Raw genomic sequence first — 15,600 nt, 5'->3', positions numbered from 1 at the left:
CTCAACCTTTGGGGGGATAAAGCGGCGTCACCTTGGCGCCGCTTTCTTTCATGGGCAGGATCTTGGCCGTTCCCCGCTGTTCCACTTCATCGATGCGGATCACGGCATGCATGGGGATGAAGCTGCGCTGCACGTTCTCGAATTCGGCCTTGAGTTTCTCTTCGGAAGGGTCGACGACGATGGCGCTGCTCTCCCCGAACACGAACTCCTCCACCACCACGAAACCGTACAGATCTGCCTGATAGACCCGGCGGGCGTAAACCTCGTAAATCTGATTCTGATTCACGAACGACACCCTGAACAAGGTTTGGCTGGGCATGGATGCTCTCCCGAAAGGACAGGGGGCGCATTGTAGCAGAAACCCGCTTCAGGCCCATCCTATTACCCATATCTTCCGATGCAAATCAATGATTTATAATAATAATGGCAACGACCACCCTATTACCCACATCTCCCACCCCTGTAGTAAGGTGTTGATTTTTCTGGATAAGCGTTGACATGAGCTGGGCTGAACAAGAATTTTTTACCTGGCGCTGGGCGATGCCCGCCTGAACCGGCGGCTGTGCCAGGTGATAGAAGCGATGGCAAGCGACCCGATGGCGAGCATTCCCAACGTCTGCGGGGGTGGTTGGGCGGAGACCAAGGCGGCCTACCGGTTGTTGGACAATGACAGGCTGGATTTTCGGGAGGTGTTGCGGGCCCACAGTGTGCCCATCCTGGAACGGATTCGGCAGCAGTCGCGGGTGCTGTGCCTGCAGGATACCACCGAGCTGGATTATTCCGGGCGGCCGTCGATGGTGGGTCTTGGGCGGCTGAACTACGAGCAACGTCAGGGGCTATATCTGCATCCGACGCTGGCGATCAGTGAGGCGGGCGTGGCCCTGGGGGTGGCCGACTGCTGGCACTGGGCGCGTTTGCCCAAGGGAGAACCGGACCTGGCCGAAAGCCTGCGCTGGGTGGAAGGCTATGAGCGGGTGGCCGAGCTGGCCGCCCTGGCGCCTGAGACCCGGCTGGTGTATGTCGCCGACCGGGAAGGCGACCTTCGGGCCCTGATCGACCGGGCCGAACAACTGGGCTTTGCCGCCGATTACCTGATCCGGGTACGACACGACCGCAAGCTCAACGACCCCCTGGATGGCAAACTGCGGGCCGCGGTCGAAGCCCAGCCGGTGCTGGGGACGATCGCCTTCGACCTTCCGGCCAACGGCAACCGCCCGGCCCGGCAGGTCACACAGACGCTCCGAGTCGCCCGGCTCGAACTGAAAACCCGAAACGGCCCAGGTCCAAAAGTCACCGTCATCCTGGCCTGGGAAGAGGCGCCCCCCGAAGGACGGGAAGCGGTCGAATGGTGTCTGATCACCAATGAGCCAATCACCACCCTGGAACAGGCCAGAGCGCGCATCGAATGGTACCGCAAACGCTGGTGGATCGAAGTCTACTTCCGTATTCTCAAAAGCGGCTGCCGCATCGAAGCCTTGCAACTTCGCACCCGGGAACGCCTGGAACGGGCTTTGGTGCTGTATCTGATCGTCGCCTGGCGCATCCTGATGCTGATGACGCTCGGGCGGGAACATCCCGAGTGGTGTTGTGAAGTGGTATTTTCTGTCGAAGAATGGCAGACCGCCTGGGCCATCCACCATCGCACCCCACCACCCTCGAAGCCGCCGGATTTGGGCACGATCGTCCGTCTCGTAGCTGGCTTTGGCGGCTGGCTGGGACGCAAGAACGATCCCCCGCCCGGCCCCAAAGCCTTGTGGCAGGGCATGACCAAACTGAGCGCCTACGTGGAGGCCGTGACTGCCATCCAGACGGCCGAGATCAAGTTCCCGAAGAGAAAACGGATAAGGCATTGATTCCTAATGAACAGGAGGAAGATGTGGGTAAAAGGGTGACTTGAACCGCGCATTGGCTATACTGAAAGAAGAAGCCCTGAAGAAAGGCCAGCTCATTCATGAAGCCTGAAAGAATTCTGGATAATTTCGAGCGTGTACTCGGCCAATTTGCTGCAGCCCTGGAAACGCCAACAGATACTGACCTCATCAAAGCCGGTCGTATCCAGTACTTCGAATTCTACTTCGAACGGCCTGGAAGGCAATCAAGGCTGTGGCCACCAAGCTCGGCCTGGAATACAATTCGCCCAGGGCCTGTCTGAAACTTGCTTTCCAGCAGGGCTGGATCGACGACGAGGAGCTTTGGTTGGAAATGCTGGCGCCCAGAAACCGCATCTCCCACACTTACCACGCCGAAAACGCCCCGGCCACCTACGAACAGCTGCCGGCCTTTCAGGCCATGCGGCAACTGTCTACCCAACTCAGAAACGTGGAAATTTGAAGCGGTCATGCCCATCATCGAAGTCGAACACCTCACCAAGGAATACCGGCTGGGAACCCTCACCAGCCTCAAGGACAGCCTCACCAACCTGGGCCGCCGCCTGACCGGCCGCCCGCCCGTCGAGCGCGAACGCTTCAAGGCTCTAGACGACGTCAGCTTCAGCGTCGAGGAGGGCGAGGTGGTTGGTATCATCGGCCACAACGGCGCCGGCAAGTCCACCCTGCTCAAGATTCTGGCCAAGGTCACCACCCCCACCAGGGGCCGGGTGTACGTGGGCGGCTCGGTCGCTCCCCTGATTGAGGTCGGCGCCGGCATCAATCCGGAGCTGACCGGCCGCGAGAACATCTACCTCAACGCCTCGATCCTTGGCATCCCCAAGAAAGTCATCCGCCGCAAGATCGACGAGATCATCGAGTTCTCGGAGCTGGAGCAGTTCATCGACACCCCGGTCAAGCGCTATAGCTCCGGGATGCAAGTAAAGTTAGGTTTTGCCATCGCCACCAGCTTGGATGCGGAGATTTTGATTATCGACGAGGTGCTGGCGGTAGGGGACCTAGCGTTTCAGAGGAAGTGTTTCGACCGGATGGAGGAATTGATCAAGCGGCAGGGGAAAACTGTTTTAGTAGTAAGCCATAACCTCAGGCAAATACAGAGATTATGCGATCGCGTGATTTTATTGGATCATGGAAAGATCATTCAAGACGGAGATGGCGTAACAGTTTGCAATGCCTTTTATGAAATAAGCGAAAAATTAATACAGAAAGCACTTACAAGTTCAAGAATACAATCAAGTGGCGAAGTCGAAATAATTGACATATCGTTTTTCACTCCGGAAGGAGAATTCACGGAAGATATACAGTTTCAGCAAGACATAATCATAAAAATTAAGTTAAAAGCATTCACAATACTAAAAAAACCGTTATTCAGCATAGGAATACATACAACAGATTTTTTATATTTAGCGACTCATGGAGACCAAGTTGCCCCAGTGTTAGCAGCCGGAACTCATACGGTTCAATGCAAAATAAAAAATTTTCCACTCCTCCCTAAAGGATACTCATTAAGATTAAGCATAGATGCCGAAGACTATGGACGCACTGTCTTTTATGGTGAGAATCTCAAACATTTTCATGTCGTCAATCCAAAAGCAAATAAAATTCATGCCAGCGAGGGTTTCGTAAAGCTGGAATGCGAGTGGAGTCAAGGCGAGCATCTTCAAATCAAAAATAATCGAAAATAATCAATGTTAATTAAATTGCATAAAAAGTCAAAGTGGCCGCCGACTTTTATTGTGGGATGTCCAAGAAGCGGGACTACCCTGCTTGCAGCTATTTTGAACCGACATCCTCAGGTCTGCGTTCCTCCTGAAAGCCATTTCTATCGTTATATGCATGAGCACTTCAAGGGAGGATGGGAATGGGTAAAAGCGAACTGGCCACAAAATGCATTACAATTTCTCGCACCAATAACTGAGTATTATTGGACTGATTACCGCCCTGAAGAATTGATACATGATCTACCGCATCCCCCTAAGAATGAGGGATACTTTTTTATTCACTTAGTCAACAGATATGCTAAAGACAAAAACAAAAACCTGTGGATAGAAAAAACCCCTGACCACTTGCGGTTTATAGATAGAATACTAATCCAGCATCCTGATGCAAGATTCATTTATATATATAGGGATGGCCGGGATGTGGCGCTTTCTTTATGTAAGACAGGCTGGCCATGGATCACTGATGACTTCTTAGATAACATGCTTTTATGGTCCAAATATATAGAAAAAGAAAAGTCTCTGAAAAAGGCACAATCTTGTCATCGAATCAAATATGAAAACCTTATTTCTGACCCGCCATCTGTCATAAAAGAGTTATGTGCATTTCTCGATATAGAATACTTTCCAAGCATGCTCATACCAGATAATTCGGAACACCACCTAGCAGAGAGGCAGTCAAAACATAAGCAGAAGATATTTCTAGAAATAGATCCGAACAATAAGAAAAAATGGAAAACAGGAATCAATGAAGGAATTGGAAGACTGGCAACTACCCTCTTTAAGCATGATTTATTGTCCCACAATTATAGTTTAGATATAAAGAACCCTAATAATAAGATAATATTATCATGTCACAAATCCCTGTTTTTCGATTATTCTAGAGACAATTACTCCAAATTTGCTTCGTCTGCCATGATAGAGCAACTGGATAAATATGGGTATGCGGTTGAATCATTTACCTGGCAAGATTTTCCTGATTGTATTTCTGCGCATTCTATTGTAGTGATTCCAGATTATCAAATTGGAAGCAATTACAGGGAACTAATATGGTTAATTAAGAATTTAATCCGGCTAAAAATAAAAAATAATTGTCGTATTATACTCTTAAAAACCAACAACAATAATCATGTCAGCACGTTCATTACATGGATATTTGACAAAAAAATCCCTTTTTCACCGGCTTGGCGGAAAACAAAAACCGAAAAAACTAAAACAGTAATTGACTTATGGTATCAAGCAAAGCAATTAATCCAACTATAAGCATAGTGATGGCCACCTATAATGGCGAGCGATATTTAGAGGAATCTATTGATTCTATACTTTCCCAAACATTTCAAAATTTTGAGTTTATTATTGTAGATGATGCATCCACAGATGATACGCCACGTATTTTAAAAAGATATAGAAACCATCCCAAGATCAGGTTATTGAGAAACAAAAATAATTTAGGTCTTCCAGCATCTCTTAATCGTGCTATAGATTTGGCTTGTGGCCATTGGATAGCTCGACAAGATGATGATGATATTTCTTACCCTAATCGTTTAGAACTACAGTACAACTATATTTTGAAAAATCCGGAAATTGTACTTCTAGGAACCAGAGCTGAATTTGTTGACGAAGAACTGCGAACTTTTGCATATTGGGATGTTCCAGAAAGCCACAAAGACATTTTAAAAAAAATAAAATGGGAAAACCCATTTTGTCATAGCACGGTTATTTTCAATAAGCGGGCGATCAAGGATATTGGTAAGTATCGAGATAAGTTCAAATACTCTGAGGACCTAGATCTATGGCTGCGAGTTATTGAGAAATTCAATACCCATAATTTACCTGAATATCTCGGAAAGGTTAGAAGACATAAGCATAGTACTTCTGTTAGCCATTTAAATGAACAACTGGCACAGCATGTCCTCGCCTATGTTTACTATAAACAACGAAAAACTACAGGATCTGATCGTTACAACGAAATGCCAGAATCTAAGTTTTGCGCATACCTAAAAAAAACCTATCCAGAACACGTTCCATTCTTTGAAGAGTTGCGCAACAAAAAATATATATCCTTTTTATACGAAGCAAAAGAGAGCCATGATTGGGAAAAAGGCCTCTTTTTCTCCTTGGAACTAGCCAAATTACACCCAACTGACAGCTTATGGCTTAGAGAAATGTCATTTTTTCTCAAGAAGTATGCCCAATCCTCTCTGGAAAAACATCTACTCTGGCGCATAAACAAAATTAAGGCACAATGAAAGTTTCGATCATTTTATGCACCTACAACCGCGCAAATATCCTAGCAGATACGATCGAAAGCTTTCTTGCCTGTAAACGCTCTGGAATCGATCATGAGCTTCTTGTGGTGGATAATAATTCTCAGGATAACACCAGCAAGGTGGTGGAGCAGTTCAGTAGTCGGGAATCGACAATCAGTTATATTTGGGAATCCATGCAAGGCCTCTCTCACGCAAGAAACCGAGGCATTAGATGCGCCCAGGGGAAAGTCATCGCCTTCGTCGACGACGACGTCTATTTTTCCCAAAACTGGTTAGTCGAGCTGGAAGAAACCTTCAATGATCCTAATATTGCCTGCATGGGAGGCAAGTCCATCCCACTGTTCGATGCTGGGGAACTTCCTTGGCTGACAGAGGACATTCTTTCCATTTATGGATCTACGCGCTCCGGCGATTTACCTAAACTAATGCATTATCCAGAGCATCCTTTTGGGCTCAACATGGCTTTCCGTAGGGAGGTATTTGAAACAGTTGGTCTGTTTAACCCCAATCTGGGAAGAAAAGGCAGTAATCTTCTCTCCAACGAGGAATCTGAGTTGTTCTGGCGTATCCACTGCGCCGGCCTAAAGGTGGCCTACAATCCCAATGCTATTATCTACCACAGAATTCCCAAAGAACGATCTACCCCGGAGTGGGTCCTCCGAAGATACTATTGGCAAGGCCGTTCCGAAGCAGTAATGGATAGGATCGTGTATAAGCACTCCCGCCTCCAAATATTAAGCAAATTTACAGATAAATTTTTCACTACTCTAAGACCTACTTTAAAAGGGATTTCTTGGGCACACCCCAAAAGGGCTTATTGGCAATTGATAAATATCCCCATGCATCAGAAAATCTTACTCTATTCCTTAGTGGGATATTTTCATCAATTCCTTGTCGAAATGTTTTATCCGAGAGGAAACTGATTGTGTCAAGGCTGCTCTTTGTTTCTGAAAAGCTCCCCCTACCCGACCACGCCTCCGGTGACCTCAGGTTTTTCTCCCTGCTAAAAATTCTAACAGCAATCAGCCAGGTCCATCTTTCTATTTTTGGCTGGCCCGCACAAAAAGCAAAGCTCAAAGAAACAAAATTCAATCATTACCAATCGCTGCTTTCTAAGCATGGAATCCATCTCCACTTGGGACATATACCTGCTCTCTTACGCCAAGGAAATTGGGAAATCATCGCGTTCGAGTTCTACCATACCGCCCGGCCCGAATGGATCATCGAAGCCAGATATCATAACCCCCAGGCCAAGCTTGTTATAGATTCTGTTGATGTCCATTTCAAGCGCCTGCATGAAAAGGCCAAAATCACCGGCAACCGAAAGGACTTTGAGCAAGCTGAAAAAACCCGTAAAGAAGAGGTTTTAGCTTACAATCGCGCCGATTTTATCCTTGCCGTCACGGAAGCGGATCAAAAGCACATCAACCATTATCTTCCAAAAGCAAAAATAGCCCTTGTTCCCAATATTCACCGAATCCATTCACCGGATCTCAAGCCCCCGGAAAACACCTGCCGCCTGGTATTCGTAGGAGGTTTTCAACACAGCCCAAATATTGACGCAGTACTGTATTTCTGCCGCGAGATCCTTCCCAGAATCGCACTCAGAATTCCTGTCGAGACTTACATAATTGGCTCCAACCCTCCCCCGGAAATTTGTAATCTCCACAGCGACACGATCATCGTCACTGGACATGTTGAAGATACCCTCCCCTATCTAAAGCGCAGCCATATATCTATCGCTCCTTTGCGTTACGGCGCCGGGATGAAAGGTAAGATCGGTGAGGCTATGGCCGCAGGTCTCCCAGTGGTTACCACGTCCGTTGGCGCAGAAGGCTTCGGATTCACTCCAGGTAAGCATATTTTGATCGGCGATACGCCTGAAGTCTTTGCCAAGCACATCGTCAACTTGTATAAAGACCCGATCCTCCACGAAACAATCCGACTTGCCGGCTGGAACTTCATCCGCAAACGTTATTCTGAAGAATCCTTGCGCCCTCAGGTGATAAAGACTTTTGAAAGTATCTTAGCCAGCCAACCAAAGCCTTTGCCTTGGCGGGAACGCCTGACCAAATCTCTACAAATCGAATACGAGCGCCACTTGGCATGGCGCTTTAGGACATGATTAGATTGCTGTTTTTTCTGCTCGTCATTATTGCTGACGCTGAAGCACGCACTGCTATCCAATGGCACCCCACCGAACTCCAGTTTGAAGCTAACCGATCCCTCCCACACCCGCTAGGCGTCAAATTCGGCGCAGTTTTCCGAGGGCCGGAGCAATCCCGGCTGACCGTTCCCGGATTCTGGGATGGCGGCCGAACTTTCAAGATCCGCTTTGCCCCCCCCTCGGCCGGAATCTGGACCTATCGGACCTATGCCTCGGAAGCCAGTCTCAAGGGGAAAGAGGGAACCTTCAAGGTGGAGGCATCCCACTCCACCAATCCCTTGTTCCGACATGGCGGTTTTCTCCAGGTCTCGGCAAACCGTCGCTATCTTACCTTTACCGACGGGACCCCTTTTTTCTGGTTGGGCGACACATGGTGGTTCTGCCCGGGTCGCCGATGCCCGCTCAATCGATCATCAAATCCCAAAATTGGTTCCATGTACAAGCACATGGTGGATGTGCGGGCAAAGCAGGGATATACGACGGCGCTGATGCTTTTTGCCGGCCACAGTCCCACATTCCTGTACCCAGACCAGTGGAATGCAAGCTATCTGCGCAATTGGTACTTGGTTGACTCTTATATTTCCTATGCCAATCAAAAAGGGCTGATTCCGGTTTTGGGCACTGGCTTTCACAAAGCCCTGGACAAGGTTCCCTTATCCCAGCTGAAATTGTTGTGGCGCTATCTCATCGCCCGCTACAGCGCATATGCAGTCGGCTGGCTGATCGTGGGGGAATACAATTTTCAAAACGACAGCCGGCGCATCGCCAAGGTCGATGAACTTGGAGAGTACATCAAAAAGCTCGATCCCTACAAACGGGCGTTGAGCGTTCACCCGTGGCTTTACACCAAGGAAAAGCACCAGCTCTGGGATAGACCCTGGTACGACTTCATCATGATTCAGGGAGGCCATGGCTATCCACCGCCGATAAAATATTACCTTTCGATCTTTAACCGTTCTCCTGCCAAACCTTTTTTGGAGACCGAAGCCCGCTACGAGGGAATCTTCAACGCCGGACCGGACGATGTGCGCCACGCCGCCTACCGGGCCATCCAGGCCGGAAGCTTCGGCTATACTTACGGCAGTCACGGCTTATGGCTGCCGCTGCTGTATCCAGGTGAGAAAATCCCTTCATTGGAAGCATGGGGGAAGGCATTGCCCTGGTGGCAGGCCCTCAAACGCCCAGGTGCAGAGCAGATGGGGCATCTGCGCCGGTTCTATGAAGCCCTGCCGTGGTGGAATATGGCTCCCCGACCGAAGCAGGTGATCGATAACATCGGCGATGATGACAAAAGGCGTGTGCTGCTGAAAGGTGATGACGACCGATGGTGGGCGATTTATTTCCCCCGCTATCTGGATGCCAACCACGTAGTCCGGTTGCAGCGGATGCCTCAGGGCGTCTATACCGGCAAATGGTTCGATCCGCGCCGGGGGGTGTTCACCTCTCTGCCGAAGGCATTCTCCCCCACCAGCGGGGGATACCTCACCCTGCCGGCAAGGCCTGCCGGCTCCGACTGGCTGTTGGTGCTAGAAAAAGTTCGATGAACGATCTTACCGCAAGAATCCGGCGTAAAATCAGCTGCCTCCTCCGGCGTGCCAATCCTGCGCGACTAGGTTTTCCCAGAGTGCTTGTCATCGGGATCTATCTTGCCGACCGGAAAAACCTTATCCGCCACATCGTGCAGGAGTTGGGCGAAAGCCGCCTGTTCCGGGTCACCCAGCGCTGGGCCGCCGTCGGCGGCCCCCCCCCCGCACCGCATGTGGCCAGGGCGACTGCCTTCAGAACAGACCGGAAAATTCCGAAATTCCAGTTGCTTAACCGCCTGCTGGCCGGCATCCCCCTGGAAAGGTATGCGTTCGTGCTGGTATGCGACGACGACATCCAGCTTCCTGCCGAATTCTTGGACGAATTTCTCTCCCTCCAGCAGCGCTACGACTTTGCCCTTGCTCAGCCGGCCCGTACCCCCAACAGCCACCTTGACCACGCCATCGTCCGCCAGGTTCCGGGCATGATCGCCAGGCAGACCCGGTTCGTGGAAATCGGCCCACTATTCAGTATCCGGCAGGATGCCTTTCCCTGGCTCTTGCCTTTTCCCGAGATCAGTCCAATGGGGTGGGGACTGGATTTCGTCTGGCCAGTGATTTTGGAAGAACAGGGGATGCGCCTTGGCATTATCGATTGCACCCCGGTACGACATTCGCTGCGCCCGCCGGCCAAAGCCTACAGTGAAGATGCGGCGTTTCGGGAAATGGAATCCTTCCTTGCGGCAATCCCCCACTTGAGCCGGGAGGAAGCACTCCAGGTCATCGCTGAGTACAAAGCATGATCAGTGTGATCATCTGCACCCACAACCGCGGAGATATTCTAGGCGATACACTGGCAAGCCTAGTGCCTGCCGTGGGAGAAGCAGAGGCAAACGGCGTTGCAGTGGAACTGATCCTCATTGACAATCATTCAAGCGACTCGACCGGGGAAATTGGCAAATGTTTTGCTGCCGACCATGCATGGGCGCGCTATGTGTTTGAACCCGAAACCGGACTGTCCTATGCGAGAAACCGCGGCATCCAGGAAGCGCGTGGTGACATCCTGGCGTTCGCCGACGACGACGTTTTTTTTGACAGCTCCTGGCTAAAAGCCTTGGCCGAAGCGTTTTGTACCCATCCAGACGCAGGTTGCGTGGGCGGCAAGACCATTCCCCTGTTCGAAAGTGGCGAACCGCTTTGGCTACATGAGCACCTGCTCTATATGTATGGCGTCACCAATTCGGGAGATGCGATCTGCTGGTTTGAACCTCCCAAACATCCTTACGGGGTAAATATGGCTTTTCGTCGGCATCTCTTTGAGCGAGTCGGGTTGTTTGATCCTAGGCTGGGCAGGATTGGCAAATCATTGCTTTCCGGCGAAGAGGCCGACTTTTTCAAGCGGGTGTACGCTGCAGGCTATAAAGTCCTCTATACTCCTTTTGCCGTGCTTTGGCACCGGATTCCGGCAGCGCGCACCGAAAAATCCTGGGTACTCAGGCGCAGCTACTGGCAAGGGATTTCAGATGTTGTTCACCAGCAAATCGATTCTCCCTTGAGTCGGGGGTCCCTGGTATCCCAAGCAGCCAGAGAAACGTACGATTTGTTCCACAGGGTTAAAGGACCTTCCTGGAATCCCAGAAAAATTTTTTGGCACATCCGTGAATTGCCTTTTTACGCCCGTTCCTGGCACATGGCGAAACTGGGATTCATTCTCCAAAGTCTGCGCGAGGCCATTAGATTGCGTCCGATAAGAGTCTCATCATGAACACCATCCTCTACATCGCCAGCCGCTCCGACATCGCGGGGGGGGAAATCTACCTAAGGGATGTGTTCCAGCATATGGCTCGCTCCCACTTTCGCCCTTTGGTAGTCCTGCCCGGCGACGGCGCGTTTCGTGCCCTTCTCGACGAGATGGGTATCGAATGGGTAATCCAGGAAGTCAATTACGGCTGGCTCAAGCCGCCCCTGCCCTGGTACTCCTTTCTGGCGGATCTGCCGCAACGGGTGCGCAATCTCGTCCACTTGATCGAAAAAGAACAGGTCGCGCTCGTCCATACCAACTCCAATCAAATTCTAGAAGGGGCACTGGCGGCCAGGCTGGCGGGCATCCACCACCTCATTGTGGTGCACATCCCCTTCCAGAGCAATCTCCCCATCTACCAGCGTTTCCCCCTCGATCCACACAGCTTCGCCGAACTGATCGGCGATCTTTCCACCCGCATCATCGCCGTGGCTGAACCGGTCGCCCGTTCGCTCTCCCCACCCATTCCGCGGGAAAAAATCCGGGTCATTCACAATGGGATTGAGCTAGAACGTTTTCAAAACTTGCGCCAGTTTGAGCAGCCAAGTATCCGACAGGAACTTGGCATACCCCGGAATGCCCCCCTGATCACCGGCGTCGGCCGCCTCCATCCGGACAAGGGGTTTGAATACTTCGTGGAGGCTGCTGCCGAAGTGGCCCGGGAATTTCCCGAGGCCCATTTCGCCATCGTGGGGAGCACCGATTCCCCAGATTACCAGGACCAGCTGAAAGCACGGGTTCAGGCGTTGGGGATCGATCGGTGCTTTCATTTTTTGGGCTTTCGCCAGGACATCCCCACCATCCTTACCCAGTCGGACGTTTTCCTGTTGACCTCGCGCTCGGAAGGTGGGCCCTATGTGCTGCTCGAGGCGATGGCCTGTGGCTGCGCCTGCGTGGCCAGCCGCTGCGGCGGATTCGTCGAGTACGTCGTTCGCCCCGGCCAGACAGGCTTCTTGGTGGAGTACGGCGATCCCAAATCGACAGCGGATGCACTACGGGAATTGCTGCGAAACCCCGAACTGAGACAGCAAATCACAAAGCAAGGACGGGAATTCGTATTGACCTGCGGCGAATTCGACGTGCGCCATTCGGTGCAGAAACTGATGGACGTGTATGAAGAAATCCTTTCCTCTCCTGCTCCTTCTCCCGGAAACTATGTGATAGACCTGCTGCTCCAGGGAGCTATGGAAACAGGTTATCTGGGTCAGAAGGTCACCACCCTGGAAGAAAAAATGAAAAAGGCGGAAAGGGCCGCCGCCCTGCTATTGGACAATCCGATTTCACGGATGGCCCGCAGGTTCAAAAACAAGGTATGGAGTTGACCCGTTTTTGTGGACACCTGATGATTTGAGAGGAGGTGTCTGGAAATGGGAAAGACGAGAAAACCGTATCCGCCGGAGTTCCGGCGACAGATGGTCGAGTTGGTTCGGGCTGGACGGACGCCGGAGTCGCTGGCTCGGGAGTTCGAGCCGACGGCGGAGAGCATCCGCAACTGGGTCAAGCAGGCCGACCGTGACGAGGGACGTCGTGAGGATGGCCTGACAAGCCCGGAGAGAGAGGAGCTGCGCCGCCGCCTGCGGCGTGAGAACCGCCAGCTGAAGATTGAACGGGAGATCCTGGCAAAAGCCGCGGCCTGGTTCGCTCGGGAGACCGACTCGGTGCCGCCGAAGTCTTCGAGTTCGTGAAGGTGAATCGGGCCGATTACCCTGTTGCCACGATGTGCCGGCTGCTCGGTGTCTCCACGAGCGGGTTTTATGCGTGGCTGAAGCGTCCTGAGTCGGCCAGGGCGCGACGGGATGCCGAGCTGGCCGACAAGGTCGAGGCGATCCACAAGCGCTCTCGCGGGACCTACGGCGCCCCTCGCATTCATGCCGAACTGCGTGTTGAGGGCGAGCAGGTCAGCCGCAAGCGGGTGGCGCGGATGATGAAGGCCAGAGGCTTGGTGGGCGCCAGCCGCCGCAGGGGTTGGTGCACGACATCGCGCGACGAAGCTGCCCGGCCGGCGCCGGACCTGGTGGAGCGGGAATTTGTCGCCGAGGCCCCGGACCGGCTGTGGGTGGCGGATATTACCTACGTGCCGACCTGGGAGGGGTTCCTGTATCTGGCGGTGGTGCTGGATGTGTTCAGCCGGCGTATCGTGGGCTGGGCCATGGCGGCGCACCTGCGGACCGAACTGGTGCTCTCGGCGCTCAACATGGCGCTGTGGCAACGCCAGCCCGAGGAAGTCGTTCATCACTCGGACCAGGGGTGCCAGTACACGTCGCTGGCCTTCAGCCGATACTGTGAGGAGGCCGGTGTACGGCCGTCGATGGGCAGCGTCGGAGACTGCTTCGACAATGCCATGGCGGAGAGCTTTTTCGCCACGCTGGAATGTGAGTTGCTGGACCGGAGCACATTCCGTACACGTGCCGAGGCGGAGCGTGCCATCTTCGAGTTCATCGAGGGTTGGTACAATCCGCATCGTCGGCATTCAGCGCTGGGCTATCTGTCGCCGATCAACTTCGAGCGTCAGCATACCCAGCGCAAGGGCGGGATTCAGACCCAAAATGTGGAACTGTCCACTGAAGCGGGGTAACTCCACTGCTGTGATGGACCCTATGGTTGTCGAGGATCAAAAACACCTTGCGCTCGGTGTCTTGGATCAGGCGGCGGAGAAATTCGATCAGGATGGCGGCCTTCAGGGTGTCGGGGTAGAGCATGAAACGGACTTTGCCTTGGGCGGTGATCGAGGCGATCAAGTTCATGCGTTCGCGCTTGGATTGGGCCAGGACGGGCGGTTTCCCTCTCGGGGCATAGCCTCTGGGAGCATGTTCCACCGTCACCACCCCTGTCTCATCGCCCCAGTGAATTTCGGCCTGTTCCTGCCGCGCCCGTGCCTGGATTCGAGGATAGGTTGCTTCCAGCCATTGTTTCACCGCCGCAGAATCGCGTTCATAGGCGCGTTTGACGGGCCGTTGCGGAGTCATCCCCCAGCGTTGCAGATACAGGCGAACCGTGCGCTTGGGCAGATCGATGCCAAAAGATCGCCGAATCAGCATCCGCACTGCCTGGGCATTCCAAAGTGCATAGGGCAAGCCCAACCGGTCCGGCGTCTTTGCCACGATCTCCTGATAAATTCTCGCCTCCTGAGCCGGGGTCAATCTGCGACCGCTTCCCACCCGTCTCCCTCGCTTCTTCTCGCCCGTGCCCTGACCGGCTTTCACTCTGGCAATCCATTCCGACACCGTCGGCCGACGAAGTCCAAGATCCTTGGCAATCTGCGTGGGACGGTAACCTCTCTCATACAGCCGAATAACAACCTTACGCAGTTGTTCCCGCGCCGCAGGATCCAATTTCCGGGCATCAATTCGTTCTCTCTTCATAACGCAGAGTTGGACCCAATTTGTACGAAAAAATTCTGCCGGGTTAATATTTTGGCAGCGCCGCTCGATCTGCTGAAACGACATGGAAGCATCCTGAGGGCAGGATACAGGGACAAGCCACCGAATTGCGTCACACAGGCCCCTGGCTTTAGGCGTTGGGAGGTTCAGAACAGCCGCCCGGGCGCCAGCGTGCCCGTCACCAGCCGTCCACCGCCGCCGCGCACGCACAAGGCCGCCTGCCAGCCTGGCGCCGGGGACCAGGCATGCGCCTGCCAGGCCGCAACCCGGCCACACTCCGGCGGCGCCGCCACGAGGCGCGGCGGATGCAGATCGAAGCGGCAGCGATCGAGCCCCAAAGCCAGTCCCCGGCCGTCCGCCTTGACGAAGGCTTCCTTCAAGGTCCAAAGGCGGAAAAAATCGTCCGCCCTGGCGCCAGCAGCCTGCCAGACCTGATATTCCTGGGAGGCGAAGCAGCGCTGGGCCAGCACCGCCATCCGCGGCAAGGCGCGAACCGATTCCACGTCCACGCCCAAGCGGCCGTCCCAGGCCAGGGCGACCAGCAGACAGTCCTTGCTGTGGGAGAGATTGAAGCGGAGCGGATGATCCAGCAAGTAGGGTTTGCCGTGAGGCTCCCGGCCGAAGACCAGCGCCTGCGGCGTCACCCCAAGCCCGCGCGCCAGCAGCCAGCGCAGCTGCCCCCGGGCGGCGACAGCCCGGCGGCGATGACCGGGCCGTTGCAGACGGCTTATCCTGCAGCGTTCGTCTTCGGCGAGCACCGCCTCACAGCGCGCCAGCAGATTCGGAGGCAAATCCAGAGACAGATGCCAGACGCGGATTTCATTGTCCAGCGGCAGCAAGGAGAGCATGAAAATT

15 protein-coding genes are annotated in these 15,600 nt (G+C 53.2%); 12 read left to right on the top strand and 3 right to left on the bottom strand.

Features of this window, described 5'->3' with window-relative positions; genetic code table 11:
* Window position 1: 1 nt before the first annotated feature.
* The gene (locus MIN45_RS09015; protein ID WP_286291672.1) at window positions 2-319 is read right to left on the bottom strand and encodes a DUF1820 family protein; all 318 of its coding nucleotides are present in this window, start codon (window positions 317-319) and stop codon (window positions 2-4) included.
* Between the two features lie 199 nt (window positions 320-518).
* On the opposite strand from MIN45_RS09015, the gene MIN45_RS09010 reads away from it, so the two are divergent.
* The 12 genes from MIN45_RS09010 (at window position 519) to MIN45_RS08955 (ending at window position 13,940) form a co-directional block, all read left to right on the top strand.
* Window positions 519-1,853 carry an IS4 family transposase gene (locus MIN45_RS09010; RefSeq protein WP_337250370.1) on the top strand — a complete coding sequence of 445 codons (1,335 nt, stop codon included), beginning with the start codon at window positions 519-521 and terminating at the stop codon, window positions 1,851-1,853.
* A 214-nt stretch (window positions 1,854-2,067) separates the two neighbouring features.
* A complete protein-coding gene (locus tag MIN45_RS09005; RefSeq protein ID WP_337250369.1) occupies window positions 2,068-2,331 on the top strand; it encodes an HI0074 family nucleotidyltransferase substrate-binding subunit in 264 nt (87 codons plus the stop codon).
* Window positions 2,332-2,338: 7 nt separating this feature from the next.
* Window positions 2,339-3,571: an ABC transporter ATP-binding protein gene (locus tag MIN45_RS09000; RefSeq protein ID WP_286291671.1), complete on the top strand. Its 1,233-nt coding sequence runs from the start codon at window positions 2,339-2,341 to the stop codon at window positions 3,569-3,571.
* 3 nt (window positions 3,572-3,574) lie between these two features.
* On the top strand, window positions 3,575-4,867 hold the full coding sequence (locus tag MIN45_RS08995; protein ID WP_286291670.1) for a sulfotransferase family protein: 1,293 nt from the start codon (window positions 3,575-3,577) through the stop codon (window positions 4,865-4,867).
* A gap of 8 nt (window positions 4,868-4,875) precedes the next feature.
* Complete coding sequence (locus MIN45_RS08990) at window positions 4,876-5,853, top strand: glycosyltransferase (protein WP_286291669.1); 978 nt, start codon at window positions 4,876-4,878, stop codon at window positions 5,851-5,853.
* Entirely contained in the window at window positions 5,850-6,797 is a 948-nt protein-coding gene (locus MIN45_RS08985; protein ID WP_286291668.1) for a glycosyltransferase family 2 protein, read from the top strand. Before MIN45_RS08990 ends, MIN45_RS08985 begins: the two co-directional genes overlap by 4 nt.
* 2 nt (window positions 6,798-6,799) lie before the next feature.
* Window positions 6,800-7,999: a glycosyltransferase gene (locus MIN45_RS08980; RefSeq protein ID WP_286291667.1), complete on the top strand. Its 1,200-nt coding sequence runs from the start codon at window positions 6,800-6,802 to the stop codon at window positions 7,997-7,999.
* A gap of 5 nt (window positions 8,000-8,004) precedes the next feature.
* A complete protein-coding gene (locus tag MIN45_RS08975) occupies window positions 8,005-9,585 on the top strand; it encodes a glycoside hydrolase family 140 protein (RefSeq protein ID WP_286291666.1) in 1,581 nt (526 codons plus the stop codon).
* Complete coding sequence (locus tag MIN45_RS08970; protein WP_286291665.1) at window positions 9,582-10,367, top strand: hypothetical protein; 786 nt, start codon at window positions 9,582-9,584, stop codon at window positions 10,365-10,367. The genes MIN45_RS08975 and MIN45_RS08970 overlap by 4 nt, the downstream gene beginning before the upstream one ends.
* On the top strand, window positions 10,364-11,329 hold the full coding sequence (locus MIN45_RS08965) for a glycosyltransferase family 2 protein (protein WP_286291664.1): 966 nt from the start codon (window positions 10,364-10,366) through the stop codon (window positions 11,327-11,329). Before MIN45_RS08970 ends, MIN45_RS08965 begins: the two co-directional genes overlap by 4 nt.
* On the top strand, window positions 11,326-12,687 hold the full coding sequence (locus tag MIN45_RS08960) for a glycosyltransferase family 4 protein (RefSeq protein ID WP_286291663.1): 1,362 nt from the start codon (window positions 11,326-11,328) through the stop codon (window positions 12,685-12,687). Before MIN45_RS08965 ends, MIN45_RS08960 begins: the two co-directional genes overlap by 4 nt.
* A gap of 45 nt (window positions 12,688-12,732) precedes the next feature.
* A protein-coding gene (locus MIN45_RS08955; protein ID WP_286291662.1) for an IS3 family transposase occupies window positions 12,733-13,940 on the top strand; the annotation gives its coding sequence in 2 pieces (ribosomal slippage) (window positions 12,733-12,985 and window positions 12,985-13,940; 1,209 coding nt in all).
* Here MIN45_RS08955 and MIN45_RS08950 read toward each other — a convergent pair.
* On the bottom strand, window positions 13,861-14,811 hold the full coding sequence (locus MIN45_RS08950; protein WP_286291661.1) for an IS630 family transposase: 951 nt from the start codon (window positions 14,809-14,811) through the stop codon (window positions 13,861-13,863). The genes MIN45_RS08955 and MIN45_RS08950 overlap by 80 nt on opposite strands.
* An 80-nt stretch (window positions 14,812-14,891) precedes the next feature.
* Window positions 14,892-15,593, bottom strand: coding sequence for a 4'-phosphopantetheinyl transferase family protein (locus tag MIN45_RS08945; RefSeq protein WP_286291660.1), 702 nt, complete (start codon window positions 15,591-15,593; stop codon window positions 14,892-14,894).
* Window positions 15,594-15,600: the final 7 nt, after the last annotated feature.

Source organism: Methylomarinovum tepidoasis (assembly GCF_030294985.1).
In the GTDB taxonomy this organism is placed as follows: Bacteria; Pseudomonadota; Gammaproteobacteria; order Methylococcales; family Methylothermaceae; genus Methylohalobius; species Methylohalobius tepidoasis.
The sequence above is the reverse complement of the archived record's forward strand: the minus strand, read 5'-3'. Positions and strand labels throughout refer to the sequence as shown.

Excerpts from the sequence above, each read along its gene's own strand:
- MIN45_RS08960 (WP_286291663.1), top strand. The coding sequence starts at position 11,326 with ATGAACACCATCCTCTACATCGCCAGCCGCTCCGACATCGCGGGGGGG.
- MIN45_RS08970 (WP_286291665.1), top strand. The coding sequence starts at position 9,582 with ATGAACGATCTTACCGCAAGAATCCGGCGTAAAATCAGCTGCCTCCTC.
- MIN45_RS08990 (WP_286291669.1), top strand. The coding sequence starts at position 4,876 with ATGGCCACCTATAATGGCGAGCGATATTTAGAGGAATCTATTGATTCT.
- MIN45_RS09000 (WP_286291671.1), top strand. The coding sequence starts at position 2,339 with ATGCCCATCATCGAAGTCGAACACCTCACCAAGGAATACCGGCTGGGA.
- MIN45_RS08985 (WP_286291668.1), top strand. The coding sequence starts at position 5,850 with ATGAAAGTTTCGATCATTTTATGCACCTACAACCGCGCAAATATCCTA.
- MIN45_RS08995 (WP_286291670.1), top strand. The coding sequence starts at position 3,575 with ATGTTAATTAAATTGCATAAAAAGTCAAAGTGGCCGCCGACTTTTATT.
- MIN45_RS08965 (WP_286291664.1), top strand. The coding sequence starts at position 10,364 with ATGATCAGTGTGATCATCTGCACCCACAACCGCGGAGATATTCTAGGC.
- MIN45_RS08950 (WP_286291661.1), bottom strand. The coding sequence starts at position 14,811 with ATGTCGTTTCAGCAGATCGAGCGGCGCTGCCAAAATATTAACCCGGCA.
- MIN45_RS08945 (WP_286291660.1), bottom strand. The coding sequence starts at position 15,593 with ATGCTCTCCTTGCTGCCGCTGGACAATGAAATCCGCGTCTGGCATCTG.
- MIN45_RS09015 (WP_286291672.1), bottom strand. The coding sequence starts at position 319 with ATGCCCAGCCAAACCTTGTTCAGGGTGTCGTTCGTGAATCAGAATCAG.